The sequence below is a fragment of the Rhodoblastus sp. genome (assembly GCF_019449565.1).
Classification (GTDB): Bacteria; Pseudomonadota; Alphaproteobacteria; order Rhizobiales; family Beijerinckiaceae; genus Rhodoblastus.
Genome location: NZ_JAGRPM010000027.1, coordinates 128,832 through 152,363, shown reverse-complemented (window position 1 = coordinate 152,363; position 23,532 = coordinate 128,832). Strand labels below are relative to the sequence as shown.

The window sequence follows — 23,532 nt, the reverse complement described above, 5'->3', positions numbered from 1 at the left end:
GACTTAATGACAAATGCACTGAGGCTCGACGCGCCCTCGGCGCCGGGCCTTCTTGACCGTGACGCCACCATTGCCAAGCCCGGATTCAATCGCTGGCTGGTTCCGCCGGCGGCCTTGGCGATCCATCTCTGCATCGGCATGGCCTATGGTTTTTCGGTGTTCTGGCTGCCGCTGAGCCAGTCCATCGGCATCACCAAGCCGGTCGCCTGCCCCGCCGATTCCGGCCTGATGACGGCCCTGTTCACCACGGCTTGCGACTGGAAGGTCGCCGATCTCGGCTGGATGTACACCTTGTTCTTCGTGCTGCTCGGTTCCTCGGCGGCGATCTGGGGCGGCTGGCTGGAGCGGGCTGGGCCGCGCAAGGCGGGATTTGTCGCGGCCCTGTGCTGGTCGGGCGGCCTGGTCATTGGCGCGCTCGGAGTCTATCTGCACCAGCTCTGGCTGCTCTGGCTCGGACCAGGAATCATCGGCGGCGTCGGACTCGGCCTTGGCTATATTTCGCCGGTCTCGACCCTGATCAAATGGTTCCCCGACCGGCGTGGCATGGCGACCGGCATGGCCATCATGGGCTTCGGCGGCGGCGCGATGATCGGCTCTCCGCTCGCGGCAATGCTGATGAACCATTTCAAGACCCCGGAATCCGTCGGAGTCTGGCAGACCTTCCTCGTGCTCGGCGGCCTCTATTTCGTCTATATGATGGCCGGCGCGTTCGGCTATCGCGTGCCGCCTCACGGCTGGCGCCCGGCGGGCTGGGCCCCGCCCGCGACCGGAAAGAAAATGGTTTCGACCGGCAATGTCCACCTCAACGACGCGCTGAAGACCCCGCAATTCTGGCTGATCTGGGCCGTGCTCTGCCTCAATGTCTCGGCGGGCATAGGCGTGATCGGCATGGCCTCGCCCATGTTGCAGGAGATTTTCGGCGGCGCGCTGATCGGCAAGCCCGAACTGGGTTTCGCCGCGCTGGACGCGGGCCAGAAATCGGCCATCGCCGTGATCGCGGCCGGCTTCGCCGGACTGCTCTCCCTTTTCAACATCGCCGGGCGCTTCATCTGGGCGACAATGTCGGACCATCTCGGGCGCAAGGCGACCTATTTCGTCTTCTTTGCGCTCGGCATCGCGCTTTACGCCAGCGTGCCCACCTTCGCCCATATAGGATCGAAGCCACTGTTCGTCGGGGCGCTCTGCGTGATCCTGTCGATGTATGGCGGCGGCTTCGCCACCGTTCCGGCCTATCTCGCGGATATTTTCGGCACGCAATTCGTCGGCGCCATCCATGGCCGCCTGCTCACCGCGTGGTCCACGGCGGGCATCGTCGGCCCTGTCGTCGTGAACTATATCCGCGAGTTCAACAAGGCGGCGGGCGTTCCGGCAGACCGGCTCTATGACGTCACCATGTATGTGTTGGCTGGCTTCCTGGTCCTCGGCCTGATCTGCAATGCTTTGGTGCGGCCGGTCGATCCGAAATGGCTGATGCCCGAAAAAGAAGTGGAGAAGCTCGAATCCGCGCACGCAATTCCGTCCGGTCCGGTTGGCGCCTATGGCATTTCCGGCGACGCCTTCGACTGGCGCACCGTGGTGGCCTGGCTCGCGGTGGGCTTGCCGCTCGCCTGGGGCGTGCAGCAAACCTTCGCCAAGGCGCTGGCGATCTTTCATTGAACTTCTGGCCCGCCCGAAAATTTTCCCCTCCGGGCCGGCCATTTTTATTCCGTGGCGGGCGGCAGTTTAGAATCCATCTAACAAAGGCCAAAATGCTTTCGTAGATCTCGCCGACATAGTTTACTGTTTAGGTCGAAGTCAGCGACGGGCGTGAGATGATCCTCTGTTCCTGCAATCAGATCTCGGATCGGGATGTGAAATCCAGCGTGAAGCCTTGCGGCGCCTCCGCCGAGCGTGCGCGCGAAGTGTTTCGAAGCAAGGGTTGCCTGCCCAAATGCGGCCGCTGCGTCAAGAACATTCAGTCTTTTTGCGACCGCGAGGCGTCCTGCAAGGTCGAAAGCCGCGTCCGGGCCCGGGCGAACATCCAGCAATTCGCCGTCGCGGCGGAATGAGCGCCGGGATTTTTTCCCGGGAACAATCCGTAAGCATGACGTTAATTTGAGCACGTCTCGGCGACCGCTCTGCTATAAATTGGCGCTCGGGATTTTCCCTGACGCCGAAAGGAAAAGAACATGCGCGGCGACGCAAAGGTAATCGAATATCTCAACAAAGCCCTGCGCAGCGAGCTCACCGCCATCAACCAATATTGGCTGCATTTCCGTATCCTCGACAATTGGGGCTACAAGGAGCTCGCCAAGAAGTGGCGCAAGGAATCCATTGAAGAGATGGAGCATGCCGACAAGGTCACGGCGCGCATCCTGTTCCTTGAAGGCTTTCCCAACATGCAGGAGCTGAACGGCCTGCGGATCGGGGAAAATATCAAAGAGATCATCGAAGCCGATCTCGCCGCCGAGCTCGAAGCCCGCGCGCTTTACCTCGAAGCGGCCGCCTATTGCCTGTCAGTCAACGACCGCGTGACGCAAAACCTGTTCGAGCAGCTGGCCCATGACGAGGAAGAGCATATCGACTTCCTCGAAACCCAGCTCGAACTGATCAGCCAGATTGGCGTTCAGCTTTACGCTCAGAAGCACATCGGCGAATTGTCGTCGTAAAGCAAGGGGCGGATTTAATCCGCCCTTTCAGCCTTCAGGTCGAAATCCACGCCGACCTCCAGGGCGACCCATTCCCCGGTCGCCCATTCCCCTTGCCCCACGCCGAAGACATCGCGCTTCAGATCGACATGGCCTTTCGCCTGAGCCTTGCGCCCGTCGATCGCCAGCGTGAAGGGCAGACGAATTTCCTTTGTCACGCCATGTAGGGTCAGGTCGCCCAGCGCCTCATAGCCGTTGGCCGCCCGGCTCACCTTGCGGGACTCGAACCGCGCCTGCGGAAAGCGCGCCGCGTCGAACCATTCCTTCGACGGCATCGCCGCGTCGCGCTGCTTGTCTCCGGTAACGGCGCTGGCGATATCTACGGTCACCACGATCTTGGCCTCGTCGAGCTTGTCCGGGTCGAGCACGATTTGCGCGTCGAAGCGGCTGAACTTGGCGGCGAATTTCTCGCCGGTCTGCGTCCCCGAGAAAGTCAGCGCGCTTTCGCCGGGCGCAACCTTCCAATCCGCCGCATCAGCGGCGGATGCCGCCAGAACGAAGGCCGCGAAAGCGGCGGAGAATTTCATTTGGAAGACTCCTGGCGGCCGCCGGACAATGACATGCGGGACAGAGGCACATCGCCCTTGAACGCGTGCCGCAAAGCCGCGCCGATATGGATCGCGAGAACGGCGATGAATGCGTAAGCGCCGTAGTCATGCACAAGCTTGAACGCCGCCGCGACGGGCGCCTTATCGGCCAGATCTGCCAGGAAAGGAATATGCGGCCAGTGCACGAGCCCGAACAGGACAGTTGGAATGTTCAACGGCGAGGATGATGCATAGGCCCAGCCGCTCAGCGGCAGCACGAAGAGGAAGAGATAGAGCAGGACATGCCCGGCATGGGCGGCCTTCCGCTCCAGCGCCGGCATCGTCTCGGGCAGCGGCGGCGCGCGATGCGTGAGCCGCCACGCCAGCCGCAGGACAGCCAGCAACAGGATCAGGACGCCAATGGATTTATGCAGCTGAAAGAGCTGAAACACGCGCATTTTGGGCAGATCCGCGTGCTTCATCGCTAAGCCGACGCCGATCAGGGCGAAAATTCCGATCGCCATCGCCCAATGCAGGACGACGGCGACAGCGTCATAACGCTCGATCGACGGCTTGCTCATTTACTGCTGAAGTTCGAAAGCGGCGTTGATGGTCACATGGACCTCGTCGCCAATCATCGGCGCATATTTCGAGACGCCGAAGTCCGTGCGCTTGATGACGCCCGTTCCCTCGAAGCCGACCGTATAAGCCTTGTCGATCGGATTGACGCCTGCGCCGACGAAATGCGCCTTGAGGGTCAAGGGCTTGGTCACGCCATGCAGGGTCAGTTCGCCGGCGATGGTCGCCTCATTGGCGCCGGTCGGCGTCACCTTGGTCGAAACAAAACTCGCCTTGGGATATTTCGCGGCGTCGAGCCATTCTGGATCCTTCAGCTCGTCTGTGAGCTTCTGCACCGTGGTCAGCACGGTGGCGGCGTCGACGGAAACGTCGAGCTTCGCGTTTTCCGGCTTGGCGGGGTCGAGCGTCAGCGAGCCGGAAGCGCCGGTCACGACGCCGGAGAAATTCGACAGGCCGAAATGCGAAACCGTGAAATTGATCTGGGTGTGATAGGGCTCGACCTTGTAGACGCCAGCCTTGACATCCTTGGCGGCGGCCTCGGCCCGCACGGCGGAGCCGGCCCCGGCGAGCAGAAGAGCGCCGATGGCGCCGATGGTGAGAATACGATTCATTGGAGAATTTCCTCTTAAACAGGGCAAGCAACGCCAGCGGACGAATCCGGCCGACCTGCGGCTAAATTGCCGCCAGTCTCCCTCCCAGTCTAGCCGTTGGTTTACGATATATTCCATCTGATTTTCAGATAGAATGCGTCATGCACGACCGCCTTTCGCTCGATCAGATCCGCACCTTCATCGCCGCCGCCGAAGAAGGCAGCTTCTCCGCCGCCGCGCGCAAGCTCGGCCGTGCGCAATCGGCGGTGAGCGACCTCATCCGCCGGATGGAGGAACAGCTTGGAATCGCCCTGTTCGACCGCTCCAGCCGCTCGCCGACGCTCACATCGGCGGGACACCTGCTTCTGAAGGACGCTCGCATTATCGGCGGAGCGGTCGATTTCCTGAATTTCCGCGCCAGGGGCCTGTCGCAGGGACTGGAGCCGGAGCTTTGCGCGGTCATCGACGTCTATTTTCCGTTCCATGCGATCACCGAGGCGGCAAAACATTTTCGGCAGGAATTCCCTGCCACGCCGCTGCGCCTCTATGTCGAGGTGCTGGGCGGGGCCACGGAGCCGGTGCTGGATGGCCGCGCCAGCCTCGCCATCGTCGGCGGTCCCGCGCCGCTCCCCCAGGGCCTGAGCAGCGAGCCGCTCAATGGCGTCGCCATCGTCATGGTCGCGGCGCCCGAACATCCGCTCGCGACTTACGAAGGCGTCATCCCGCAAAGCGAACTGGCCAGGCACGTGCAGCTCGTGCTGACCGAGCGCTCCAATCGCTCCGCCGGATTGGAATATGGCGTGATGTCGCCGACGACCTGGCGGCTGGCCGATCTCTACGCCAAACATTCCTTCCTGCTGGGCGGCCTCGGCTGGGGCTCGATGCCGCTGCACGCCGTGGAGCGCGACCTCGCCGAGGGGCGGCTGATCCAGCTCGCGACGCCGGAAAGCCCGCTCACGGGACGCATCGTGCCGATGGCGGCGGTCTATCGCACGGCGGCGCCGCCGGGGCCGGCGGGACGCTGGCTGATCGACAGATTGAAGGGCTGCCCTTCTCAGTGAGTGGAGGATTCGTCATTTAGCGCCGCCGCGAACCAGCCGGACAATGCGGTTCGTAGTTTTGAATTGTTCTAATGAGGAGCGTTTCGTTTGCGTCTTTTTTGCGACGCAGCAAAAAAGGGTTCGCAAGCTCCTTCAAAACACAGCGCCGGAACGCTTTTATGATCAGGTCCTTATCCCGCATTGTCTATTCCTCGGCAGCTCTGTGCGCGCTGGCGGGCGCGGCGAACGCTCAGGAGGCCTTCTCCAGCCGCTATTATGAGCTTGAGACCAAATATATCTTCGGCTTCACCGCAGGCACGGATATTGGCGCGGAAGGCGAGAAGGAGCTCGAATCGGAAACCACCGGCGGCTTCGGCAAACGTGGCGGCAGCTATCGCTCCATCGAGCAGGAATTCGAATTCGAACACGTCCCGTCGCAATATTGGGGCTATGAACTGTCGATCCATGGCCTGTCGCAGCAGATCAATGGCGTGGCCGGACTGGATGATCTCCATCGGGGGGACTTCGCCGGCCTCTCTTTCAAGCCGAAATGGCTGATCATCGGGCGCGGTCCCGGCAATCCGATCGGCCTGTCCCTCTCGGTTCAGCCGGAATGGGGTCGCAGCGTCGGCGCCAATGGCGTGCACGCCAACAGCTTCAGCTTGACGACCCGTCTCGCCGCCGACACCGAACTGATCCCGAACATGCTTTATGCGGCGGCGAACCTGATCTACGAGCCGGAGGTCGAACGCGCGCCCGGCGATCCGAGCTGGAGCCGCGCCTCGGGCTTCGGCGCCACCGCCGCCATGGCCTATCGCGTCACGCCTCAGGTCACGCTCGGCGGCGAAGTCGAATATTATCGTTCCTATGAAGGCTTTGGCTTCAACGCGCTCGAGGGCGCGGCATTTTATGTGGGGCCAACCTTGCACGTTCAGTTCACTCCGAAGATATTCCTCGCCGCAGCCTGGTCCTTCCAGGTCGCGGGCCGCGCGCAGGGCGAGACCGGAAATCTCGACCTGACCAATTTCGAGCGCCAATATGCGAATTTGAAGGTTGGCTTCGAATTCTGACCCTTTGGCCCGCCTTTCACTGGGAGAAGACAATGAAAGCTGCACGCGTTTCCGCCCTTATCGCCCTTTCGCTGTTGTTCGCCGCGCCCGCCCTGGCGCAGCAGGCCAGCGTGCGCCTGACGATCAAGGACCATAAGTTCTCGCCTGCCGAAGTGCGCGCCCCGGCCAACCAGGCCTTCACCATTGTCGTGAAAAACCTGGACTCGACCGCCGCCGAATTCGAGAGCAAGAGCTTGCGCGTCGAAAAGATCATAGCGCCCGGCGGCGAAGTCTCGATGCAGATCCGTCCGCTCAACGCCGGCCGCTATCGCTTCTTCGATGATTTCCATCAGGCCACAACCGAGGGCGAACTCGTCGTCGAATAGGACTCAAGAGATGCTGGGCGCGCTGATCATTGTCTTTCGTGAGGTCATCGAAGCGGGCCTCATCGTCGGCATAGTGCTGGCGGTAACGCGCGGCGCGCCGGGCCGCGGGGCCTATGTCGGCGGCGGATTGGCCGCTGGCCTGCTCGGCGCCGCGCTGGTCGCGGTTTTCGCCGGCGCGCTGGCGGACGCCTTTTCGGGCGCGGGGCAGGAATTGTTCAACGCCGGCATCCTCGCCCTCGCGGTTGTCATGCTCGCCTGGCATAATATCTGGATGGCGAGCCACGGTCGCGAGATGGCCGCCAACCTGCGCAATGTCGGAATCGCAGTCGCGGAAGGCTCGCAAAGCATGACGGCTCTGGCGGTGGTCGTCGCCGTCGCGGTCCTGCGTGAAGGCTCCGAGGTCGTGCTATTTCTCTATGGCATAGCAGCTTCGGGTACGGCGGGCTTCGGCCAGTTGCTGCTCGGCGGTCTGTTGGGGCTGGCGCTCGGCGGCGCGCTGTCCGTGCTGATGTTCTATGGACTCGTCGCGATCCCCACGCGCTATCTTTTCGCCGTGACCACGGCCCTCATCACCTTTCTCGCCGCCGGCATGGCGTCGCAATGCGTGGTGTTCCTCCAGCAGGCGGGCCTCGTCACCGCTCTCTCTGGCACTCTATGGGACACGTCGGCCATCCTGCCGGACGATTCCATCGCCGGCCGCATCGCCCATGTGTTGTTCGGCTATGTCGATCAGCCGTCCGGGGCGCAGGCGCTGGTCTATTTCGTAGCGCTGGCCGGAATTTTTATCGCCACCCGCCTCGCCGCGCCCGCACGCCGGCCCACCGCCGCCTGAAACCTGCGAACCCGTACTTAAATTGACGCGCATCATGGCGGCGAGGCCCGCCGGCGCCTATCTTCAGGGATAGCGGAGGAAACCAAAGGCGCCGGCCCGAGCGCTGGCCCCCGGGGCGCAAAAACCGCCCCGCCTCCGGTAAGCCGCGCCAAAATGCGGCGATCCACCCGAAATGCGGGAGCTTTATCGTGAGCAAAATCGCCCTTCCACACGACGCATTCGTCTTCGTCGGCGACGGCCGCAAGGCGCTATTCCTGCGCAATGAGGGGGATGAAAAATTCGCCAATCTGGTTACGGAGCGCGTGTTGAACGGCGAGGAAAATCCGCCGACGCACGAGCAGGGCTCCGATCGTCCCGGCCGCGCCTATTCAAGCGTTGGGTCCGGCGCGCGCAGCTCTGTCGAGACGACCGACTGGCATGAAATCGAAGAGCATCGTTTTGCACAACGCGCGGCTGAGGCGCTCGAAACGCTCGTGCGCGAACGCGGTACCCGGGTTCTGGTGATCGCTGCCCCCGCCAGGACGCTCGCCGACTTGCGGCGCGCGCTCCATGCTGACGTCAAGAGCAAGGTGATCGCCGAGATCGACAAGGACTTCACCAAGATCCCCGTCTGGGAGATCGAGAAACATATTGTGGGCTGATTTTAGGTCGGCTGATCTAATACGCGTCGCCCGTTCGGGCGGCGCGTTTTTCATGCAGGCGACGATTTCACCGCCCGGCCATTACGAACGGTTTTTGCCCGATCGTGACGCAGCCGCATTCGTTTTCCCCGCATTGGCGTCGTGTTCAACCCGCCGGCTGGAAAAACTCTCGCCCGACGCATTCGGCAGGAGCCCGGAATAAAGGCCCGGCGCGCCGTCGTCATACAGGACCGCGCGCAAAATTTTACGCCATAACTGCATGGTTCCCTCCCCAGGTCGCCTTGAGCCAGCAAGAATATAGTTCAGACCAAAAGGATGACCGGAGGGTTAACGAGCAAACCCCGATAAGGTTGCGAATCCCGCCTTTTCATTCGCTGACTTCTGGAACATGACGCAGCGCCGAGGCGTTTCAGATAGGCGAGCGGCTGCGTATGAGGCCGGCTGGAAACGGGGGGCAGGCCAGATGGAAAACGCGCTTCAAGGCAAGACCTGCACGCCATGCCGCGGAGGCTCGCCGCCGCTGACGCGGCAGGAGGCCGAACATTTCCACGCGGAGGCTCCGGATTGGCGGCTGGCCCAGGAGGCACACCGGATCGAACGCAGTTTTCGCTTCGCGGATTTCAAAGCGGCGCTTGCCTTCGTCGACACCGTCGGCGAACTCGCCGAAGCCGAAGGCCACCATCCCGACATCCATTTTGGCTGGGGCTATGCGACCATTTTTCTCCAGACCAAAAAGATCAAGGGCCTGCATGAGAACGACTTCATCATGGCGACGAAGATCGATCGCCTGTTCGCGCAAGCCGCGAACGCGTGAGGCGTTTCCGCGCCTTGATCGCAAAACGCAAAAAGCCGCGCCAAACACGGCGCGGCTTTTTGCTCCAAATTCAAATTTCGAATGGTCGGAGTGGCGGGATTCGAACCCACGACCCCTAGTCCCCCAGACTAGTGCGCTAACCGGACTGCGCTACACTCCGACTGCCCGCCTTATAGAGAAGGCTTTTGAGGCTGGCAACGCCGCAGCGAAAAAAACAGTCGTAAAACCGGTCAGCCACGCCGGGCTTCTTCGAGAATCCGCGCGCCTTCGGCGAGTTCGGCCAGAATGGCCTCCATACGATGGCGATCCTGGGCGGAAAGGCGCGTGGCGCCCGGGAACGTCTCGCCTGATGGCCCGACCGATTCGTCCGGCTCCGAGGCTGGATCGGCGGTCTGTTCCATGTCCGGATCGGTCAGGAAATCTGCGCGGGGGCCGGTCTGCGCCGGATCGAACGCTGCGGCCTCAGCATCTGCGCCCTGCGCCGCCCCTTTGGCGCGCGATGCAGCGACGACCGCGCGTGCGCCCTGCTCTTTCAGGATGCGCTGCACGCCGCGAATCGTATAGCCCTCGCTATAGAGCAGCACGCGAATAGCGCCGACGAGCTGGACGTCCTCAGGGCGGTAGTAACGCCGCCCCCCGACGCGCTTCACCGGGCGGATCTGGCTGAATTTAGTTTCCCAGAATCGCAGCACGTGCTGGGGAAGGTCCAGCGCCTCGGCGACTTCTCCAATGGTGCGAAATGCGTCCTGGGTCTTGTCCATCAAGCGCTCCGGCGGGCCCTTCCGTCGCGCCGCGAATCCCCGCGACGGCGCAAAGGCGATTTTCGGCCAAACCCGAGACTTGTCCAGAAAAATGATCGCGCGGCGATATTCAGCCGTTGTTGATGCGCTCGCGCATGATGTGCGACGCCTTGAAAACCAGCACCTTTCGCGGGGAAATCGTCGCTTCGACGCCCGTCTTGGGGTTGCGTCCGACGCGTTCACGCTTGAAGCGCTGGAGGAACGTGCCGAAGCTCGACAGTTTCACATTCTCGCCGCGCAGAATGGCGTCGCTGATTTCGTCAATCACCGTTTCCACCAGCTGCGCCGATTCGAGCCGCGACAATCCAATGCGCCGGAACACGGCCTCTGCGAGATCAGAGCGGGTCAGCGTCCGCCGGTGTTCCGCGCTCTCGTTCTGGGCGGCCGCGACGGCAGGTTCCGTCGTTTTGGGGATCAAGGTGTCCGTGGTCATGGAATGCGTCTCCCAAAAAGAATTCGTCTTCGCAAATTCCCAGAGGGCCAGGTTCAAGCCTGGCTCCAAATCGGCATTATACGCCAAAAAAAGAGGATTCCGAGTAAAAACAAGGCCTTTGCCGTCAAGACCGAGATGAGAACGCCATTTGCGGTCCAATCTTTGATCCAGATCACGCGACAGGCAAGGCCTCACCAGCGGATCAGCGCCGCTCCCCACGCGAAGCCGCCGCCGATCGCCTCGATCATCACGAGGTCGCCCGGCTTGATTCGACCGTCCTCGCAGGCGACCGTGAGCGCCAGCGGAATCGAGGCCGCCGACGTATTGCCATGCGACTGCACGGTCTTGACCACCTTGTGCGGCGCGATGTGCAGCTTCTGCGCAGAGGCGTCGATGATGCGCTGATTGGCCTGATGCGGCACGAACCAGTCGAGATCTTCCGCCGTCAGCCCGGTCGCGGCGAAGGATTCGGTCATCACGTCGGTCACATGGCCCACCGCGAAGCGGAAGACTTCCTTGCCCTCCATGCGGAGATGGCCGGCTGTTCCGGTGGTCGAAGGCCCGCCATCGACATAGAGCTTCGCGCGATGGCGGCCGTCCGACCGCAAATGGCTGGTCAGGACGCCGCGGTCAGCGCTCGTTCCCGCTTCCTCCTGGGCCTCAAGCACCAGGGCGCCGGCGCCATCGCCGAACAGCACGCAGGTGGTGCGGTCGCTCCAGTCCATGATGCGCGAAAAGGTCTCGGCGCCGATCACGAGCGCGCGCTTGTGCGAGCCGGAGGTCAGGAACTTGTCCGCCGTCGCCACGGCGAAGACGAAGCCGGCGCAAACCGCCTGCAGATCGAAAGCGACGCCGCCGGTGATGCCCAGCTCGGCCTGGATCATCGTTGCGACCGAGGGGAAGGTATAATCCGGCGTCGAAGTGGCGCAAATGATGAGATCGATGTCCTCGGGCGCCAGGTTCGCCTTGGCCAGCGCCGCGCGCGCAGCCGCCGCGCCGAGCGTCGAGGTGGTTTCCCCTTCGCCCGCGATATAGCGCTGCGTGATTCCGGTGCGCTGGACGATCCATTCGTCGGAGGTCTCGACCTCCTTCTCCAGCTCGCGATTCGTCACGCAACGGCGCGGCAACGCGGAGCCCACGCCTTTCACCACCGAGCGCAGGCGCTTGTTTTCTTGCGTTTGTCCTGTCACGTGTCCCGTCACTTGTCCCGTCGCCTGGCGTTTTCGGTGATTATTTTCATGCCGGATCGGGCGTTGGAGCTTCGAGCCGCTCTTCGTCGTCAAGGATTGGCGGGACGCCTTCGAGCGCCGCCGCATGTTCGTTGGCGAGCACCATCATGTCGCGGATTTTGTCGAGCAGGCCATGCCGGACCATGTTGCTGCCCAGTTCGATGGCGCCCGAGAAGCCGTCGGCGTCGAGCCCGCCATGTCCCTTGATGACCACGCCATCGAGGCCAAGGAAGACGGCGCCGGTGGTTTCACGCGGCGACAGCCGGGCCCTGAGATCTTCAAAGGCGCCGCGCGCCAGCAGCGCGCCAAGGCGCGTCAGCCAGCTCCGGTTCAGCGATTGTTTGAGATAGGACCGGATCTGCTTGACCGTGCCCTCCGCCGTCTTGAGCGCGATATTGCCGCTGAAGCCTTCGGTCACCACGACGTCGACAGCGCCGCGTCCGATATCGTCGCCCTCGACGAAGCCGCGATAATCGAGCAGAGGCGAATCGATCGCCTGAAGCAGGCGGGACGCCGCCTTGACCTCCTCGATGCCCTTGACTTCCTCGACGCCGACATTGAGCAGTCCGACGGTCGGGCGTTCAAGCTCGAACAGGCTGCGCGCCATGGCCGCGCCCATGATGGCGAGATCGACATAATGCTGGGCGTCCGCGCCGATCGTCGCGCCAACGTCGAGCACGATCGAGCGGCCGCGCAGCGTCGGCCACAGCGCCGCGAGCGCGGGGCGGTCGATTTGCGCCATGGTGCGCAGGCAGATCTTCGACATCGCCATGAGCGCGCCGGTATTGCCTGACGAGATCGCGCAATCGGCCTCGCCATTGCGAACGGCTTCGATCGCCTTCCACATGGAGGAATTGCGCCGCCCGGAGCGCAGGGCCTGACTCGGCTTGTCGGCCATGCCGACCGAAACGCTGGTGTGACGCACGCTTGTCACCGCCGCGAGCTGCGGCTGGGCCTGGAGCAAGGGCGCGATCTTCTCCTGGTCGCCAAACATCACGAACTCGACGTCGGGATAGCGCCCCAGAAATATGGCCGCGCCCGGAATCACGACGGAGGGACCGAAATCCCCGCCCATGGCGTCCAGCGCGATCCGCACAGGCTTTTTCATTCCTCTCCAGACTCCGATATCGACCGGCTCCTACAGGAGCGCGGGACAATAGCTTTTGCGCGGCGCTTGGCAAGCCCCACATAGCGACCGCTAATTGCGTTTATCAGTCTTTTTTGAGTTTGGCTAAAGCCGCGAAGGGCTTGGGAAGGGGTTCGCCCGCGTCCTCGGTCAGCGACCCGAATTCCGCGCCGGGCTTTCGGGGATAGGGATCGAGGCCGAGCGCCAGGAATTCGGCCGCGAGGGCGCCGATGTCGACCTTGCCGTCGATGATCGGGTCTGGCGGGTCGGGCTGCTCAGCCAGAGCCGCCGCCTTATCGCGCGCCGCCTCGATTTCGGCCATGGCCTTGGCGTAAGCCTCCTCGGCCTCGGATTGCGGGGCAAATTCGACCTCGAAAGGCTCGTCGACCGCCGTGTCGAATGGTTCGAGCGTCACGACGCAGGTTTGCGCGACGATGGCCTTGACCCGGCCCCTGACAACGAGGCGGTCGCGGCCGCGCCGGATCACATCGGCCTCCACCGCCAGTTTTCGGATGGCGTCGAGGCCGTCAAGCTCGGCAAGAGCGTCGCATTCCGCCGGGCTCGCCTCGATATTGAGGCGCAAGCCATTGTCGCCGACGGAAGCGACAACCAAGGGGCGTGAGAAGGGCCGCGCGCCTTCCGGATCATGGGTCTGCATCATGTTTGGCACCGAATAGCTTGATTTTACGCGTTCGCCTCGCATGGATTTGAGGCCAAAACGCGTCAGGGCTCGGGAAAAGGGGCTTCGCCGCGCAGAAATATATCGAGCGGGGTCTGGTCGAGCGCCGCCTTGGCGCGCAGGTAATAAACGGCCAAGGCTTTGCCGTCGCCTTCGCCTCCGAGGACATTGCGCGCCAGCGCGGCGGCGAGCGCCGCCTCACCCTGCGCCAGCGCCTCGGAATAGGCGTTGCCGCGTCCCATGAAGGCGCCGGCGAGCTTCTTCATCTTCTTCGGCACCCCGGCGTCCGAAATGCCGACTTCGCGCAAGGCGTCGTCGAAACGCGAAAAGATGGCGTTGGACAGGTCTTGGGACAGCCCGGGCGCCGGGTCGGGCAAAAGGCTGAGTCGCCGCAGGATCAGGCCAGCGTTGAGCGTCAGGATCTCGAAGCGGCCTTCGAACGTGTCCGCGACGCCATAGGGCGGCAGAAAAAACGCCGGGAGTCGGGACTGCGCCACCACCGCCTCATGCAGGCGAGCGATTTGATCTGCCAGCGGCTTCGGACGGAAAAGACCGAAAATCATAGTGTTCGACCCTCCGCCAGCCCGCGCCGGCGCCAAGCGCGGCGGGACCGGATACAAGACTTCAACCAAGCCCTTATACAAGACTTGACGCAACACTTGTTGTAACTCTTGGCCTTGCTTTTGCCTTCACCCGGGGTTAGGCGTGAGCGCGACAGGATGCAAGGGCAAACTTGCCGGAAGAGCGGAGATTCTGAATGCGAGCGACAATCCAGCGGCGCAAGGCGACGAAAGACACGCGCCAGGCATTCGCCCGCGGCGCTTTCGCACTCGCAGCAGCGCTTGCCCTGGCGCCGCTCTCGGGCTGCTCCACGCTCGATGAAAACGTCGTTCATCGCGGCTATGTCTTCGACAACCAGACTATCGCCCAGGTGCGCCCCGGCATGCCGGCTGAACAGGTGCTGATCATGCTCGGCACGCCCTCGACCACCTCCACCGTCGGCGGCGAAGCCTGGTATTACATCAGCCAGCGGGTCGAGCGCATGATGCCGGCCATGCCCTCCCGCGTGACGGAACAACGGGTGTTCGCGGTCTATTTCGACGCCAACAAGAAAGTGACCCGGACCGGCGATTACGGCCTGCAGGACGGCAAGGTGGTCGATTTCACGACACGCCAGACGGTCACCGGCGGCGGCGAAAACCGCCTGCTGCAAACCCTGCTCGGCCAGATGGGCAAGTTCCAGTACAAGTTCTGACCGCAACGCGTTCAGTCACAACGAAAAACCCGCGGATCGCCTCCGCGGGTTTTTGTTTTTGCAACGCGTTTTTAGCGAAGCCTCGCCGGCCGGGACCGCCCCCGGCCGGCGTGGGCTTTGGCGTCAAAGCCCCTGATGCGCCAATATGGCGAGCAGCAGCAGCGCGACGATATTGGTGATCTTGATCGCCGGATTCACGGCAGGGCCAGCGGTGTCCTTGTAGGGATCGCCGACGGTGTCGCCCGTCACCGAGGCCTTGTGCGCCTCGCTGCCCTTGAAGTGCTTCACGCCATCCTTGTCGATGAAGCCGTCCTCGAAGCTCTTCTTGGCGTTGTCCCAGGCGCCGCCGCCCGAGGTCATCGAGATGGCGACGAACAAGCCGTTGACGATGACGCCCAGCAGCGAGGCTCCGAGCGCCGCGAAGGCCGAAGCCTTGCTGCCCGAGATCAGCAGCACGCCGAAATAGACCACGAGCGGCGCCAGCACCGGCAGCAGTGAGGGAATGATCATTTCCCGAATCGCCGCCTTGGTCAGCATGTCCACGGCGCGGCCGTAATCGGGTCGGGTCGTGCCTTCCATGATGCCGGGCATTTCGCGGAACTGCCGGCGCACTTCTTCGACCACCGCGCCCGCCGCGCGGCCCACCGCCGTCATGGCGATGCCGCCAAACAGATAGGGGATAAGGCCGCCGAAGATCAGGCCCGCCACGACATAGGGGTTGGACAGGTCGAAATTGACCTGGCCGACGTCCTTGAAATAGGGCAGGCCCTGATCGATGAACGAGCGCAGATCATTGGTATAGGCCGCAAACAACACCAGCGCGCCGAGGCCGGCGGAGCCGATGGCGTAGCCCTTGGTCACAGCCTTGGTGGTGTTGCCGACCGCGTCGAGCGCGTCGGTGGACTGGCGCACTTCCTTGGGCAGTCCGGCCATTTCGGCAATGCCGCCGGCATTGTCGGTGACCGGGCCGAAGGCGTCGAGCGCCACGATCATGCCGGCAAGGCCGAGCATGGTGGTGACCGCGATCGCCGTCCCGAACAGGCCGGCGAGCTGGTAGGTGGAGATAATGCCCGCCACGATCACCAGAGCCGGCAGAGCCGTCGATTCCAGCGAAACCGCGAGGCCCTGGATGACGTTGGTGCCATGGCCGGTCACCGAGGCCTGGGCGATGGACACCACGGGGCGCTTGCCCGTGGCGGTATAATATTCGGTGATATAGACGATGGCGCCGGTCACCGCGAGACCGACGAGGCCGCAGACGAAGAGATTGGCGCCCGTCACGGCCTGTCCCGCGACAACGCCGATGGAGCCCCAGCCCACGAGGAAATGGGTAGCTACGGCAAGGCCGACGACCGACAGGGCGCCGGTTGCGATCAGGCCCTTGTAGAGCGCGCCCATGATCGAATTATTGGCGCCAAGCTTGACGAAGGTCGTTCCCGCGATCGAGGTGACGATGCAAGCCGCGCAGATCGCCAGCGGATAGAGCATGGTGGCGCCGAGCGTCGCCGCGCCCTTGAAGAAGATCGCGGCCAGCACCATGGTTGCGACCACGGTCACTGCATAGGTTTCGAACAGATCGGCCGCCATGCCCGCGCAGTCGCCGACATTGTCGCCGACATTATCTGCAATGGTCGCGGGATTGCGCGGATCGTCCTCGGGAATGCCGGCCTCGACCTTGCCGACGAGATCGGCGCCGACATCCGCGCCCTTGGTGAAAATGCCGCCGCCGAGACGGGCGAAGATCGAGATCAGCGAGGCGCCGAAGCCCAGCGCGACCAGCGAGTCGATCACTTCGCGATTATCGACGGAAAGGCCCATCGGGCCGGTCAAAATCCAGAAATAGACGGACACGCCGAGCAGCGCGAGGCCCGCGACCAGCAGGCCGGTGACCGCGCCCGCCTTGAAGGCGATGTCGAGGCCGCCCGCGAGCGACTTGGTCGCCGCCTGGGCGGTGCGGACATTGGCCCGGACGGACACGTTCATGCCGATGAAGCCAGCCGCGCCCGAAAGAACCGCGCCAATCAGAAAGCCGATCCCGGTCTTCACGCCGAGCAGAAAGACCAGCAGGACGAAAATTGCCGCGCCGACCACGCCGATGGTGATGTATTGCCGATAAAGATAGGCCTGCGCGCCTTCCGCGATCGCAGCTGAAATTTCCTGCATCCGCGCCGAACCGGCGTCCGCCGCCATGACTTTCTGGATGGTGACGATTCCATAGGCGATGGACAGTAGTCCGCCCAGGATGATTAGCAAAATAGCCATTAATTCCGCCCCTTCATTTTTGGATTCCTTATATTCTGAGACTGCCGTCAAGCGATGGCCGTCGGCATTGTTCAGGATCAATCCATTCTTATGGGGGCAATCTTCCACAAAGCGGCGAGCCCCGCAATGGCGGCCAAGCCGACGCTCGTCCCAAAAAATACCCGCGCCAACCCTTAAGGAGCCAACGCTCGCGCCTCGAAAACGGCGGCCAAGGGTCAGAATGGCGGGCTGGTGGCGCCAGGGCTAGAAATGACTGAACCGTTCCTGGCGAAACATCACGGGCTCGCCGTCCGGCCCGATGAAAATATCGCCCGACAATGCCGCGCCGACTGTCCCGATCGCCGCGACGGGAACGCCCGCCGCCGCCGCGAGGGCCTCGAAACGCTCCGCCGCCAGCGGCGGTACGGCGCAGAGCACTTCATAATCATCGCCGCCACAAAAAATCCGCTCGAAAAGACGTGAATCTGCCCGCCAGGCGGCCACGACGGCCTCCGACAGCGGGGCTTTCCGCAGGTCGATCTTCGCGCTGGCGCCGCTTGCGCGCATCATGGCGCGCAGATCGCCGACAAGGCCGTCGGAAACGTCCATGGCGGCGCTGGCGCAGGCGCGCAGGGCCTGAACGAGCGGAAGGCGCGCGCGCGGCGTCAGATAGCGCGCGACGAGATGGTCCTGCTGCTGGGGCGAAAGCGCCGCCGCCCAAACCGGCGGCGGGGCGCCGTCGATCTGCGTCTGCCGCAGGATGAGTCCGAGCGCGGCGTCGCCAATGGTTCCAGAAACATAAAGCGCGTCGCCGGGCTTCGCTCCGGTGCGGGGAGTCATCTTGCCGGCGGTGACCGCCCCCAGCGCGGTGATCGACAGCATCATCGGCCCCGGGGTCGACACCGTATCGCCGCCGAGCAAAGGGCAATGAAATTCGCGTGAAACTTCGCCGAGGCCGCGCGCGAAAGCCTCCAACCAGACTGGCTTCCAGTCGCGCGGCAGAGCGAGGGTGAGCAGGAAGCCGAGCGGATCGGCGGCCTTGGCGGCGAGGTCCGAGAGATTGACCGCGAGCGCCTTGGCGGCGATGCGATCCGGCGGATCCGCCGCGAAGAAATGCACGCCCGCGATCAAGGCGTCGGCGGTGACGACGATTTCCGTCCCTGGCGGCGGCGCCAGCAAGGCGGCGTCGTCGCGCAGGCCAAGCCCGCCCTCCCCGGCCAGAGGCGCGAAATAGCGGGCGATCAGTTCAGCTTCGTTCAAGAGCGCCTCTCCCGTGACCCGGCGCAGGGATCTTTTCGCGTCAGGCCGAAAATTCCTCGGCGCGGCACTTGCGCGCCAGGGCGTCGAGCACGGCGTTGATCATGCCCGCCTCGTCGCGCGCGAAAAAGGCGCCGGCGACATCGACATATTCCTTGATCGCCACGCGGGCGGGAATGTCAGCGCGGCGCAAAAGCTCGAAGGCGCCGGCGCGCAGAATGGCGCGCATCAGAGCCTCGATTCGGCGCAGGGGCCAGCCTTCGGTCAGCGTCTTGTCCACGGCGCGGTCGATCTGGAGCTGATTTTCCACCACGCCCGAAACGATGGAGCGGAAAAAGGCGATTTCCGCCGGCTTATATTGCTCGCCCTCGACCTCCTGGCCGATCCACCAAGTCTCGAATTCGGCGAGGATCTCGGCAAGCCCCTTGCCGCCAAGCTCCATTTGGTACAGCGCCTGGACCGCCGCGAGACGCGCGGCGGAGCGATTTTCGGCCGCCATCAGCGCGCCCCCTGTTTCAAACGATACATGGCGAGCGCCGCGCGCGCGGCGTCGCCGCCCTTATCGAGGCGCGCGCGGTCGGCGCGCTCAACGGCCTGAGCCTCGTTTTCGGTGGTGAGAACGCCATTGCCGAGCGGAACTTTCCGCGCGACGGAGAGGTCCATCAAGGCGCGGGCGCTTTCCCCGGCGACGATCTCGAAATGATAGGTTTCGCCGCGAATGACGCAGCCCAGCGCGACGACTCCATCATAGGGCGCGCCCGCCTGTTCGGCGCCGTCGAGCAGGATCGCGGCGGCGGCCGGAATTTCCAAGGCGCCCGGGGCGCGCGCAACCGTCCAGCGCGCCTGCGCCGCCGCAAAAGCCGCGGTCGCGCCTTCCAGCAGCATTTCGCCGATAGAATCGTAAAACCGCGCTTCGACGATCAGAAAATGCGCGCCTGCGACGGATGTCTGCAATTCTGGCGCTCGGCTTGGCTCCGCCATGGGGCTTCCTGTCTTCCCGGAAAGGCGAGTTGAATAGGACGGGCGGCGCCTCCGCGCAACATTTAATGCTCGCGCGAAAACCGGCGCGCCGAAAAAGCCCAGACGCGCCAGCGTTCAATCGAAGATTTTTTCAGGAAAGGTCAAGCGGGACCCGGCGCATCGCCGCGCCGGACGCCCTCGCGCCAAAAATGGCGCTTACAGCCTGCTGCTGCCGGTCAGCGCGCGATAGATCACCTGCACCACGACCGCGCCGCCCACAGCGATGAAGAGGCTATAAAGGTTGAAGCCGCTGACGCCGCCAAGCCCCAGCAGAGTGGCGAGATAGCCGCCGACGACCGCGCCGAAAATGCCGAGGACGATGTTCATCAGCATGCCCTGCCCGGTCTTGTTGACCAGCTTGCTGCCGATATAGCCCGCGATGAGGCCGAAAACGATCCAGCTGAGGATACCCATGACCACGTCTCCCGTTTCGGAGGCTCAGTTCGGCGACGGCGCGGCGCCGCAGCGGCTAGCAAGAGCCATCCCGGCGCAGTTGAGCGCAAACTTGGCCCATATAAAAGAGAAATTCGTCACTTGCGCGAATGTTCCGGCGCAGCGAGACTGGCCCGGCCGTCAAACTGGACGGCGCGCCTCATACGAGGAGGGTAGGATGAGTTCTCTTGACGACGCCGTTAATGAAGCGGTTCCAGGCGGCAATTTCGCAAAGCCGTTGCTGATCGCGGTCGGCGCCCTGATCCTCGGCCGGATGTTCGGCGGCAGCAAGGAAGAGCCGCCGGCCCAAATTCCACAACCCACGCCGCAGCAGCAGGCGTCCGGCGGCGGAGGCCTGCTCGGCCAGCTCGGCGGCCTGCTTGCCGGCGCGGCGGGCGGAGCCGCTGTCTCAGGCGGGCTCGGCTCATTACTGGACCAATTCAAGAATTCCGGACTCGGCCAGCAGGCCGAGTCCTGGGTCGGCACGGGCCAGAACCAGCCGATCAGCGCGGAACAGATCAATGCGGCGATCGGCCACGGCAAGCTCGCGGAAATCGCACAGCAGGCCGGTCTCGACCCCGCGCAATTGTCGCAGCTGCTGGCTCAGGCGCTGCCGACGATCGTGGACAAGCTGACGCCCGGCGGCCAACTGCCCAAGGGGTAGGGCCGCCCCCTCATCCGTCTTGGCGGCCGTTGGCCGCCAAGCCACCTTCTCCCGCGAGGGGAGAAGGGAGTCCCCCGTGCGGAAGTAAGGAAATCATTCCCCCGCCGCCTCGACCAGACGGGCGGCGTAGCGGGCCATCGTGTCCACTTCGAGATTGATCCGGTCGCCCGCCTTGCGCCCGCCCCATATGGTGACGTCCAGCGTGTGCGGGATGAGCAGGATGGTGAACCGGGTCTTGTCGACCTTGTTGACCGTCAAGGAGGTTCCGTCGAGCGCGACCGAACCCTTTTCGGCGATGAATTTCGCCAGCTCCTTCGGCGCCTCGATCTCGAAATGCGCCATCTCGTCGAAATCGCGCCGCGAGACGAGCGTCGCCACGCCGTCCACATGACCCGAGACGAGATGGCCGCCCAGCTCGTCGCCAATCTTCAGCGCCCGCTCCAGATTGATCTTGTCGCCCGGCGCCCATGAGCCTGCCGTGGTCACGGCGAGCGTTTCGGCGGCGGCGTCAATCTCATGCCAGCTCACATAGCCGTCATTTTCGCTGCGCGGGCCAAAGCCGACCAGCGTCATGCACACGCCGTTATGGGCCACCGAAGCGCCGAGCGCGAGGCCGTCATGCGGATAATGCGAGGCGATCTTCAGCCGCTTGAGGTCGCCGCGCGGCTCCACGGACAAAAGCGTTCCCACATCGGTGATCAGGCCGGTGAACATTCATTTTCTCTCGAAATGGGTTGGGATACTTTAGGATATATCCAGAGCGATAAAATTCCAAGCACCATCAAGGCTTTGCACCCTTTTCTTATATCTCGTCGTATCCTATATATTCCCTTCAATCCTTCAATTTCGAGGGGTCAATTATAAGAGAGACCAGGGGATTCAGAATGGCGAAGAAGGAAATGCTGACGGTTAAGGAGATTGAGGCGAAGACCACCCCCGGGCGCTTCGGCGACGGGATCACGCAGGGGCTCTATCTCTCGGTTACAAAGGCGAAGTCGGGGAAGGTTTCGCGCGCCTTCGTCTATCGCTACACGTCGCCCATTACCAGTAAAATCCGTGAGGCGGGCCTTGGCTCCTATCCCGGCGTTTCGCTTGCCGAGGCCCGCGAGACCGCGCGAGAATTCGCTAAGCAAAAGGCCCAAGGTCTGGACCCGCTAATCGAGCGCGAGCGGGAGCGCGCCGAGGCGGCTGCGACCGAACGGGCGGCCTCGTCCAACCCAACCTTCGAGGCGGCGGCCGAAGCCTTTCTCGCCCGATACACGGCCCAGAAGAACGCGAAGGGCTCGAAATTCGAGACGGCCACTTTGCCTAGCTGGCGCTCGACTCTCGCCAATCACGTCCTCCCCCGCATCGGCAAGATAAACGTCGCCGATATTCGCCGCGCCGACGTGGCGGCGATCCTCGGGCCGCTTTCGCTCGCGAAGGGGAAATCCGCCCGGGAAGGCAAAGGTGGTCCGACCGTCGCGCTGGCCGTCCGCTCGCGCCTCGAAAACATTTTCGACTTCTGCGTTGAGGAGGGCTGGCGGTCGGACGAAATCCCGAATCCAGCTTCGCGGAATTTCCATAAGATGACGATGGGCGCGGCTCTCGGGAGGAAGACGAAAAACCACCGGTGTGCGGCTCTCGATTCCGTCCCCGCGCTCTGGGCTCGGCTCGCGCAGGAAGACGACACAACGTCGAACGCGATCCGGTTCATCATCGCCACCGGCGTTCGGCTCCGCGAGGCGCTCGATGCGCGCTGGGACGAAGTAGATTTCGCGACCAACACATTCACGATTCCGGCGAAGCGGATGAAAAAGGGCGTGGCGCACGTCGTCCCGCTCTCCGCCCCCGCGCTCGCCATCCTCGAAGCCCAGAAGGCGAAGCGCACCGGCGGACATATCTTCCCGGGGCGTCTCGCCGGGTCGCCTATGGCGAGCGTATCTCCGGCCTCGCGCCTTCGGTCGCTTGGGCTCGGGGAAGCGACTTCGTTGCACGGCTTCCGGTCAAATATTTTCGACTTCGTTACAGAGCATTTCGACCGCGAGCTTGCTGAGCGAATCCTCGCGCATAAGGTCGGGTCGGAGGTCACAGCGGCCTATATGAAGACAACGCTCCTTGCGAAGCGCCGGGTGGCACTCGAAGCCTATGCCCGATTCCTGACCGGCGAGGCGGCCGGGGGCGAGGCGTCGAACGTCGTTCAGTTTGCGGGAGGCGTGAAATGATTTCCGGCGACCCAATCGCATCGACGTTCCCGCTTGGCGAGCGGCCCAAGGTTCACCCCGAGATGGTGGCCTTTTACGAGCAATACATCCCGTTCAAACTCGAAGGCGACCAGCCCCGGATCGCCGAGGCGCTGGCGGCCCTCGAAGCCCGGGACGTTCTCCGGCTGGAGGCGATCTTGTGCTGGCGGGAAAATGCCGAATGGCAGAAGCGGCGCGACGGGGGCGTCTGAGGCCCGGGAGACCCCGGAGGATTGCGAGCGGTGGTCGAGGGCTGGCGCTTTGGCTCGTGGCGCGGGGGTTATAGCGGCCGGGAGTGGTCGAGGGCTCCCCGGGCATTTATTGCGTCAGCGGATATCGCGACCGAGCTTTGTCGGTGGGCCTCGCTTCACCCATTCCGCGATCAATTCCACGTCGTAGAGTCGAGCCCCCGATAATCCGCGTTGGGTCGGGATGAGCGATCCGCGCTTTTCCCACGCCCGGATAGTCGAGGCGCTTACATTTAGGGCTCGGGCGACCTCCGACAGGGTTAGAAATCTCATAGCGAGGGCTCCTCGGTCGCGGCGACGAATTCGGCCAGGACCATTTCGTGGGCGGCGATCTTTTCGGCGAGGACCGCTTCGTGAATTTTAATGAGTCCCCGGATGTGTCGGGCGGCCTTGTAATGTTCGTCCCGTGTGGCGAAGGAAAGCGAATGTTTCAAGTCGAGCACCTTGAGCCGCTCGGCGTCCCGCTTCAGGAAGGCGTCGGCGAGCCGCAAGCGGAGGTCTGCGAGGTCGTCCACCTCAATTCGTCTTCCAGACCGGGACGGCGGCATTATGGCTTCGTGGGTCGTCGGAAAATGGAGGACTCGGCGGTCCCCCCGCGTCCCAAACAGGAAACGCATTTCGATCCACGCCCTGATCCGAACCGTGGCCGGTCCCGAGGCCCGCCACTACGCGGACGGGTTCCGCCGCGTTCGCGTCGTTCTGGGCGTTCGGCCAGCCACCGGGGGTTGTCGGCTGGGCGACGAAATAGACTGGGATCGCGGATTCAGGGTCTTTCTGATTT

At 63.5% G+C, this 23,532-nt stretch carries 29 protein-coding genes and 1 tRNA gene; 13 read left to right on the top strand and 17 right to left on the bottom strand.

Translation table 11 applies throughout. The annotated features are described in order from the left end of the window. Positions 1-6: 6 nt before the first annotated feature. The 3 genes from QZ409_RS06765 to bfr all read left to right on the top strand — a co-directional run bounded on the left by QZ409_RS06765 (position 7) and on the right by bfr (position 2,648). Complete coding sequence (locus QZ409_RS06765) at positions 7-1,656, top strand: OFA family MFS transporter (protein WP_296708347.1); 1,650 nt, start codon at positions 7-9, stop codon at positions 1,654-1,656. A gap of 194 nt (positions 1,657-1,850) precedes the next feature. Next, a complete protein-coding gene (locus QZ409_RS06760) occupies positions 1,851-2,048 on the top strand; it encodes a hypothetical protein (RefSeq protein WP_296708343.1) in 198 nt (65 codons plus the stop codon). A 120-nt stretch (positions 2,049-2,168) separates the two neighbouring features. Then, on the top strand, positions 2,169-2,648 hold the full coding sequence (gene bfr / locus QZ409_RS06755; protein WP_296708336.1) for a bacterioferritin: 480 nt from the start codon (positions 2,169-2,171) through the stop codon (positions 2,646-2,648). Positions 2,649-2,662: 14 nt separating this feature from the next. Here bfr and QZ409_RS06750 read toward each other — a convergent pair whose 3' ends face one another. The 3 genes from QZ409_RS06750 to QZ409_RS06740 are packed head-to-tail and all read right to left on the bottom strand — an operon-like array spanning position 2,663 to position 4,404. Further along, complete coding sequence (locus QZ409_RS06750) at positions 2,663-3,214, bottom strand: YceI family protein (RefSeq protein WP_296708332.1); 552 nt, start codon at positions 3,212-3,214, stop codon at positions 2,663-2,665. Then, entirely contained in the window at positions 3,211-3,795 is a 585-nt protein-coding gene (locus QZ409_RS06745) for a cytochrome b/b6 domain-containing protein (protein ID WP_296708329.1), read from the bottom strand. The genes QZ409_RS06750 and QZ409_RS06745 overlap by 4 nt, the downstream gene beginning before the upstream one ends. After that, on the bottom strand, positions 3,796-4,404 hold the full coding sequence (locus tag QZ409_RS06740; RefSeq protein WP_296708326.1) for a YceI family protein: 609 nt from the start codon (positions 4,402-4,404) through the stop codon (positions 3,796-3,798). It abuts the gene before it with no gap. A gap of 140 nt (positions 4,405-4,544) precedes the next feature. Between QZ409_RS06740 and QZ409_RS06735 the strand changes: the two genes are divergently transcribed. The 6 genes from QZ409_RS06735 (at position 4,545) to QZ409_RS06710 (ending at position 9,145) form a co-directional block, all read left to right on the top strand. Beyond that, the gene (locus QZ409_RS06735) at positions 4,545-5,444 is read left to right on the top strand and encodes a LysR family transcriptional regulator (protein ID WP_296708323.1); all 900 of its coding nucleotides are present in this window, start codon (positions 4,545-4,547) and stop codon (positions 5,442-5,444) included. 158 nt (positions 5,445-5,602) lie between these two features. Continuing rightward, positions 5,603-6,493, top strand: coding sequence for a transporter (locus QZ409_RS06730; protein ID WP_296708320.1), 891 nt, complete (start codon positions 5,603-5,605; stop codon positions 6,491-6,493). A gap of 32 nt (positions 6,494-6,525) precedes the next feature. Beyond that, positions 6,526-6,858 carry a cupredoxin domain-containing protein gene (locus QZ409_RS06725; RefSeq protein ID WP_296708318.1) on the top strand — a complete coding sequence of 111 codons (333 nt, stop codon included), beginning with the start codon at positions 6,526-6,528 and terminating at the stop codon, positions 6,856-6,858. A gap of 10 nt (positions 6,859-6,868) precedes the next feature. Then, on the top strand, positions 6,869-7,690 hold the full coding sequence (locus QZ409_RS06720) for an FTR1 family protein (RefSeq protein WP_296708316.1): 822 nt from the start codon (positions 6,869-6,871) through the stop codon (positions 7,688-7,690). A 188-nt stretch (positions 7,691-7,878) separates the two neighbouring features. Continuing rightward, complete coding sequence (locus QZ409_RS06715; RefSeq protein WP_296708314.1) at positions 7,879-8,331, top strand: host attachment protein; 453 nt, start codon at positions 7,879-7,881, stop codon at positions 8,329-8,331. Between the two features lie 463 nt (positions 8,332-8,794). Then, entirely contained in the window at positions 8,795-9,145 is a 351-nt protein-coding gene (locus QZ409_RS06710) for a 4a-hydroxytetrahydrobiopterin dehydratase (RefSeq protein WP_296708313.1), read from the top strand. An 82-nt stretch (positions 9,146-9,227) separates the two neighbouring features. Here the strand turns inward: QZ409_RS06710 and QZ409_RS06705 are convergent. The 7 genes from QZ409_RS06705 to QZ409_RS06675 form a co-directional block, all read right to left on the bottom strand. Then, positions 9,228-9,305, bottom strand: a tRNA-Pro gene (locus tag QZ409_RS06705). 70 nt (positions 9,306-9,375) lie between these two features. Next, positions 9,376-9,906: a MerR family transcriptional regulator gene (locus tag QZ409_RS06700; RefSeq protein ID WP_296708312.1), complete on the bottom strand. Its 531-nt coding sequence runs from the start codon at positions 9,904-9,906 to the stop codon at positions 9,376-9,378. A 109-nt stretch (positions 9,907-10,015) separates the two neighbouring features. Then, positions 10,016-10,360, bottom strand: a complete 345-nt coding sequence (locus QZ409_RS06695; protein WP_296708463.1) for an integration host factor subunit alpha — start codon at positions 10,358-10,360, stop codon at positions 10,016-10,018. Positions 10,361-10,569: 209 nt separating this feature from the next. Beyond that, entirely contained in the window at positions 10,570-11,568 is a 999-nt protein-coding gene (locus tag QZ409_RS06690) for a beta-ketoacyl-ACP synthase III (protein ID WP_296708311.1), read from the bottom strand. Positions 11,569-11,614: 46 nt separating this feature from the next. Then, a complete protein-coding gene (gene plsX, locus QZ409_RS06685; protein WP_296708310.1) occupies positions 11,615-12,715 on the bottom strand; it encodes a phosphate acyltransferase PlsX in 1,101 nt (366 codons plus the stop codon). A 103-nt stretch (positions 12,716-12,818) separates the two neighbouring features. Beyond that, the gene (locus tag QZ409_RS06680) at positions 12,819-13,394 is read right to left on the bottom strand and encodes a DUF177 domain-containing protein (protein ID WP_296708309.1); all 576 of its coding nucleotides are present in this window, start codon (positions 13,392-13,394) and stop codon (positions 12,819-12,821) included. A gap of 62 nt (positions 13,395-13,456) precedes the next feature. Then, on the bottom strand, positions 13,457-13,975 hold the full coding sequence (locus QZ409_RS06675; protein ID WP_296708308.1) for a ubiquinol-cytochrome C chaperone family protein: 519 nt from the start codon (positions 13,973-13,975) through the stop codon (positions 13,457-13,459). A gap of 194 nt (positions 13,976-14,169) precedes the next feature. Between QZ409_RS06675 and QZ409_RS06670 the strand changes: the two genes are divergently transcribed. Beyond that, positions 14,170-14,667, top strand: coding sequence for an outer membrane protein assembly factor BamE (locus tag QZ409_RS06670; RefSeq protein WP_296708306.1), 498 nt, complete (start codon positions 14,170-14,172; stop codon positions 14,665-14,667). Positions 14,668-14,790: 123 nt separating this feature from the next. On the opposite strand, the gene QZ409_RS06665 is transcribed toward QZ409_RS06670, so the two are convergent. From QZ409_RS06665 to QZ409_RS06645, 5 genes are all read right to left on the bottom strand, one after another. Beyond that, positions 14,791-16,929, bottom strand: a complete 2,139-nt coding sequence (locus tag QZ409_RS06665; protein ID WP_296708303.1) for a sodium-translocating pyrophosphatase — start codon at positions 16,927-16,929, stop codon at positions 14,791-14,793. 243 nt (positions 16,930-17,172) lie between these two features. Next, positions 17,173-18,168 (bottom strand): thiamine-phosphate kinase, encoded by a 996-nt coding sequence (gene thiL / locus QZ409_RS06660; protein WP_296708300.1) that lies wholly within the window; start codon positions 18,166-18,168, stop codon positions 17,173-17,175. 40 nt (positions 18,169-18,208) lie between these two features. Then, positions 18,209-18,664, bottom strand: a complete 456-nt coding sequence (gene nusB, locus QZ409_RS06655) for a transcription antitermination factor NusB (protein WP_296708298.1) — start codon at positions 18,662-18,664, stop codon at positions 18,209-18,211. Beyond that, on the bottom strand, positions 18,664-19,146 hold the full coding sequence (gene ribH, locus QZ409_RS06650; protein WP_296708295.1) for a 6,7-dimethyl-8-ribityllumazine synthase: 483 nt from the start codon (positions 19,144-19,146) through the stop codon (positions 18,664-18,666). The genes nusB and ribH overlap by 1 nt, the downstream gene beginning before the upstream one ends. A 195-nt stretch (positions 19,147-19,341) precedes the next feature. Continuing rightward, positions 19,342-19,599, bottom strand: a complete 258-nt coding sequence (locus tag QZ409_RS06645) for a GlsB/YeaQ/YmgE family stress response membrane protein (RefSeq protein ID WP_296708293.1) — start codon at positions 19,597-19,599, stop codon at positions 19,342-19,344. Between the two features lie 196 nt (positions 19,600-19,795). Here QZ409_RS06645 and QZ409_RS06640 point away from each other — a divergent pair, with 196 nt between their 5' ends. Further along, positions 19,796-20,281 carry a YidB family protein gene (locus QZ409_RS06640; protein WP_296708290.1) on the top strand — a complete coding sequence of 162 codons (486 nt, stop codon included), beginning with the start codon at positions 19,796-19,798 and terminating at the stop codon, positions 20,279-20,281. A 93-nt stretch (positions 20,282-20,374) separates the two neighbouring features. Here the strand turns inward: QZ409_RS06640 and QZ409_RS06635 are convergent, their stop codons facing one another. After that, positions 20,375-20,995, bottom strand: a complete 621-nt coding sequence (locus QZ409_RS06635; protein WP_296708287.1) for a riboflavin synthase — start codon at positions 20,993-20,995, stop codon at positions 20,375-20,377. A gap of 170 nt (positions 20,996-21,165) precedes the next feature. Here QZ409_RS06635 and QZ409_RS06630 point away from each other — a divergent pair, with 170 nt between their 5' ends. Both QZ409_RS06630 and QZ409_RS06625 read left to right on the top strand, forming a co-directional pair. Beyond that, positions 21,166-22,485: a site-specific integrase gene (locus QZ409_RS06630; protein ID WP_296708283.1), complete on the top strand. Its 1,320-nt coding sequence runs from the start codon at positions 21,166-21,168 to the stop codon at positions 22,483-22,485. Then, the gene (locus tag QZ409_RS06625; protein ID WP_296708280.1) at positions 22,482-22,715 is read left to right on the top strand and encodes a hypothetical protein; all 234 of its coding nucleotides are present in this window, start codon (positions 22,482-22,484) and stop codon (positions 22,713-22,715) included. The genes QZ409_RS06630 and QZ409_RS06625 overlap by 4 nt, the downstream gene beginning before the upstream one ends. A 305-nt stretch (positions 22,716-23,020) precedes the next feature. Here QZ409_RS06625 and QZ409_RS06620 read toward each other — a convergent pair whose 3' ends face one another. Continuing rightward, on the bottom strand, positions 23,021-23,266 hold the full coding sequence (locus QZ409_RS06620; RefSeq protein ID WP_296708278.1) for a hypothetical protein: 246 nt from the start codon (positions 23,264-23,266) through the stop codon (positions 23,021-23,023). Positions 23,267-23,532 lie beyond the last annotated feature (266 nt).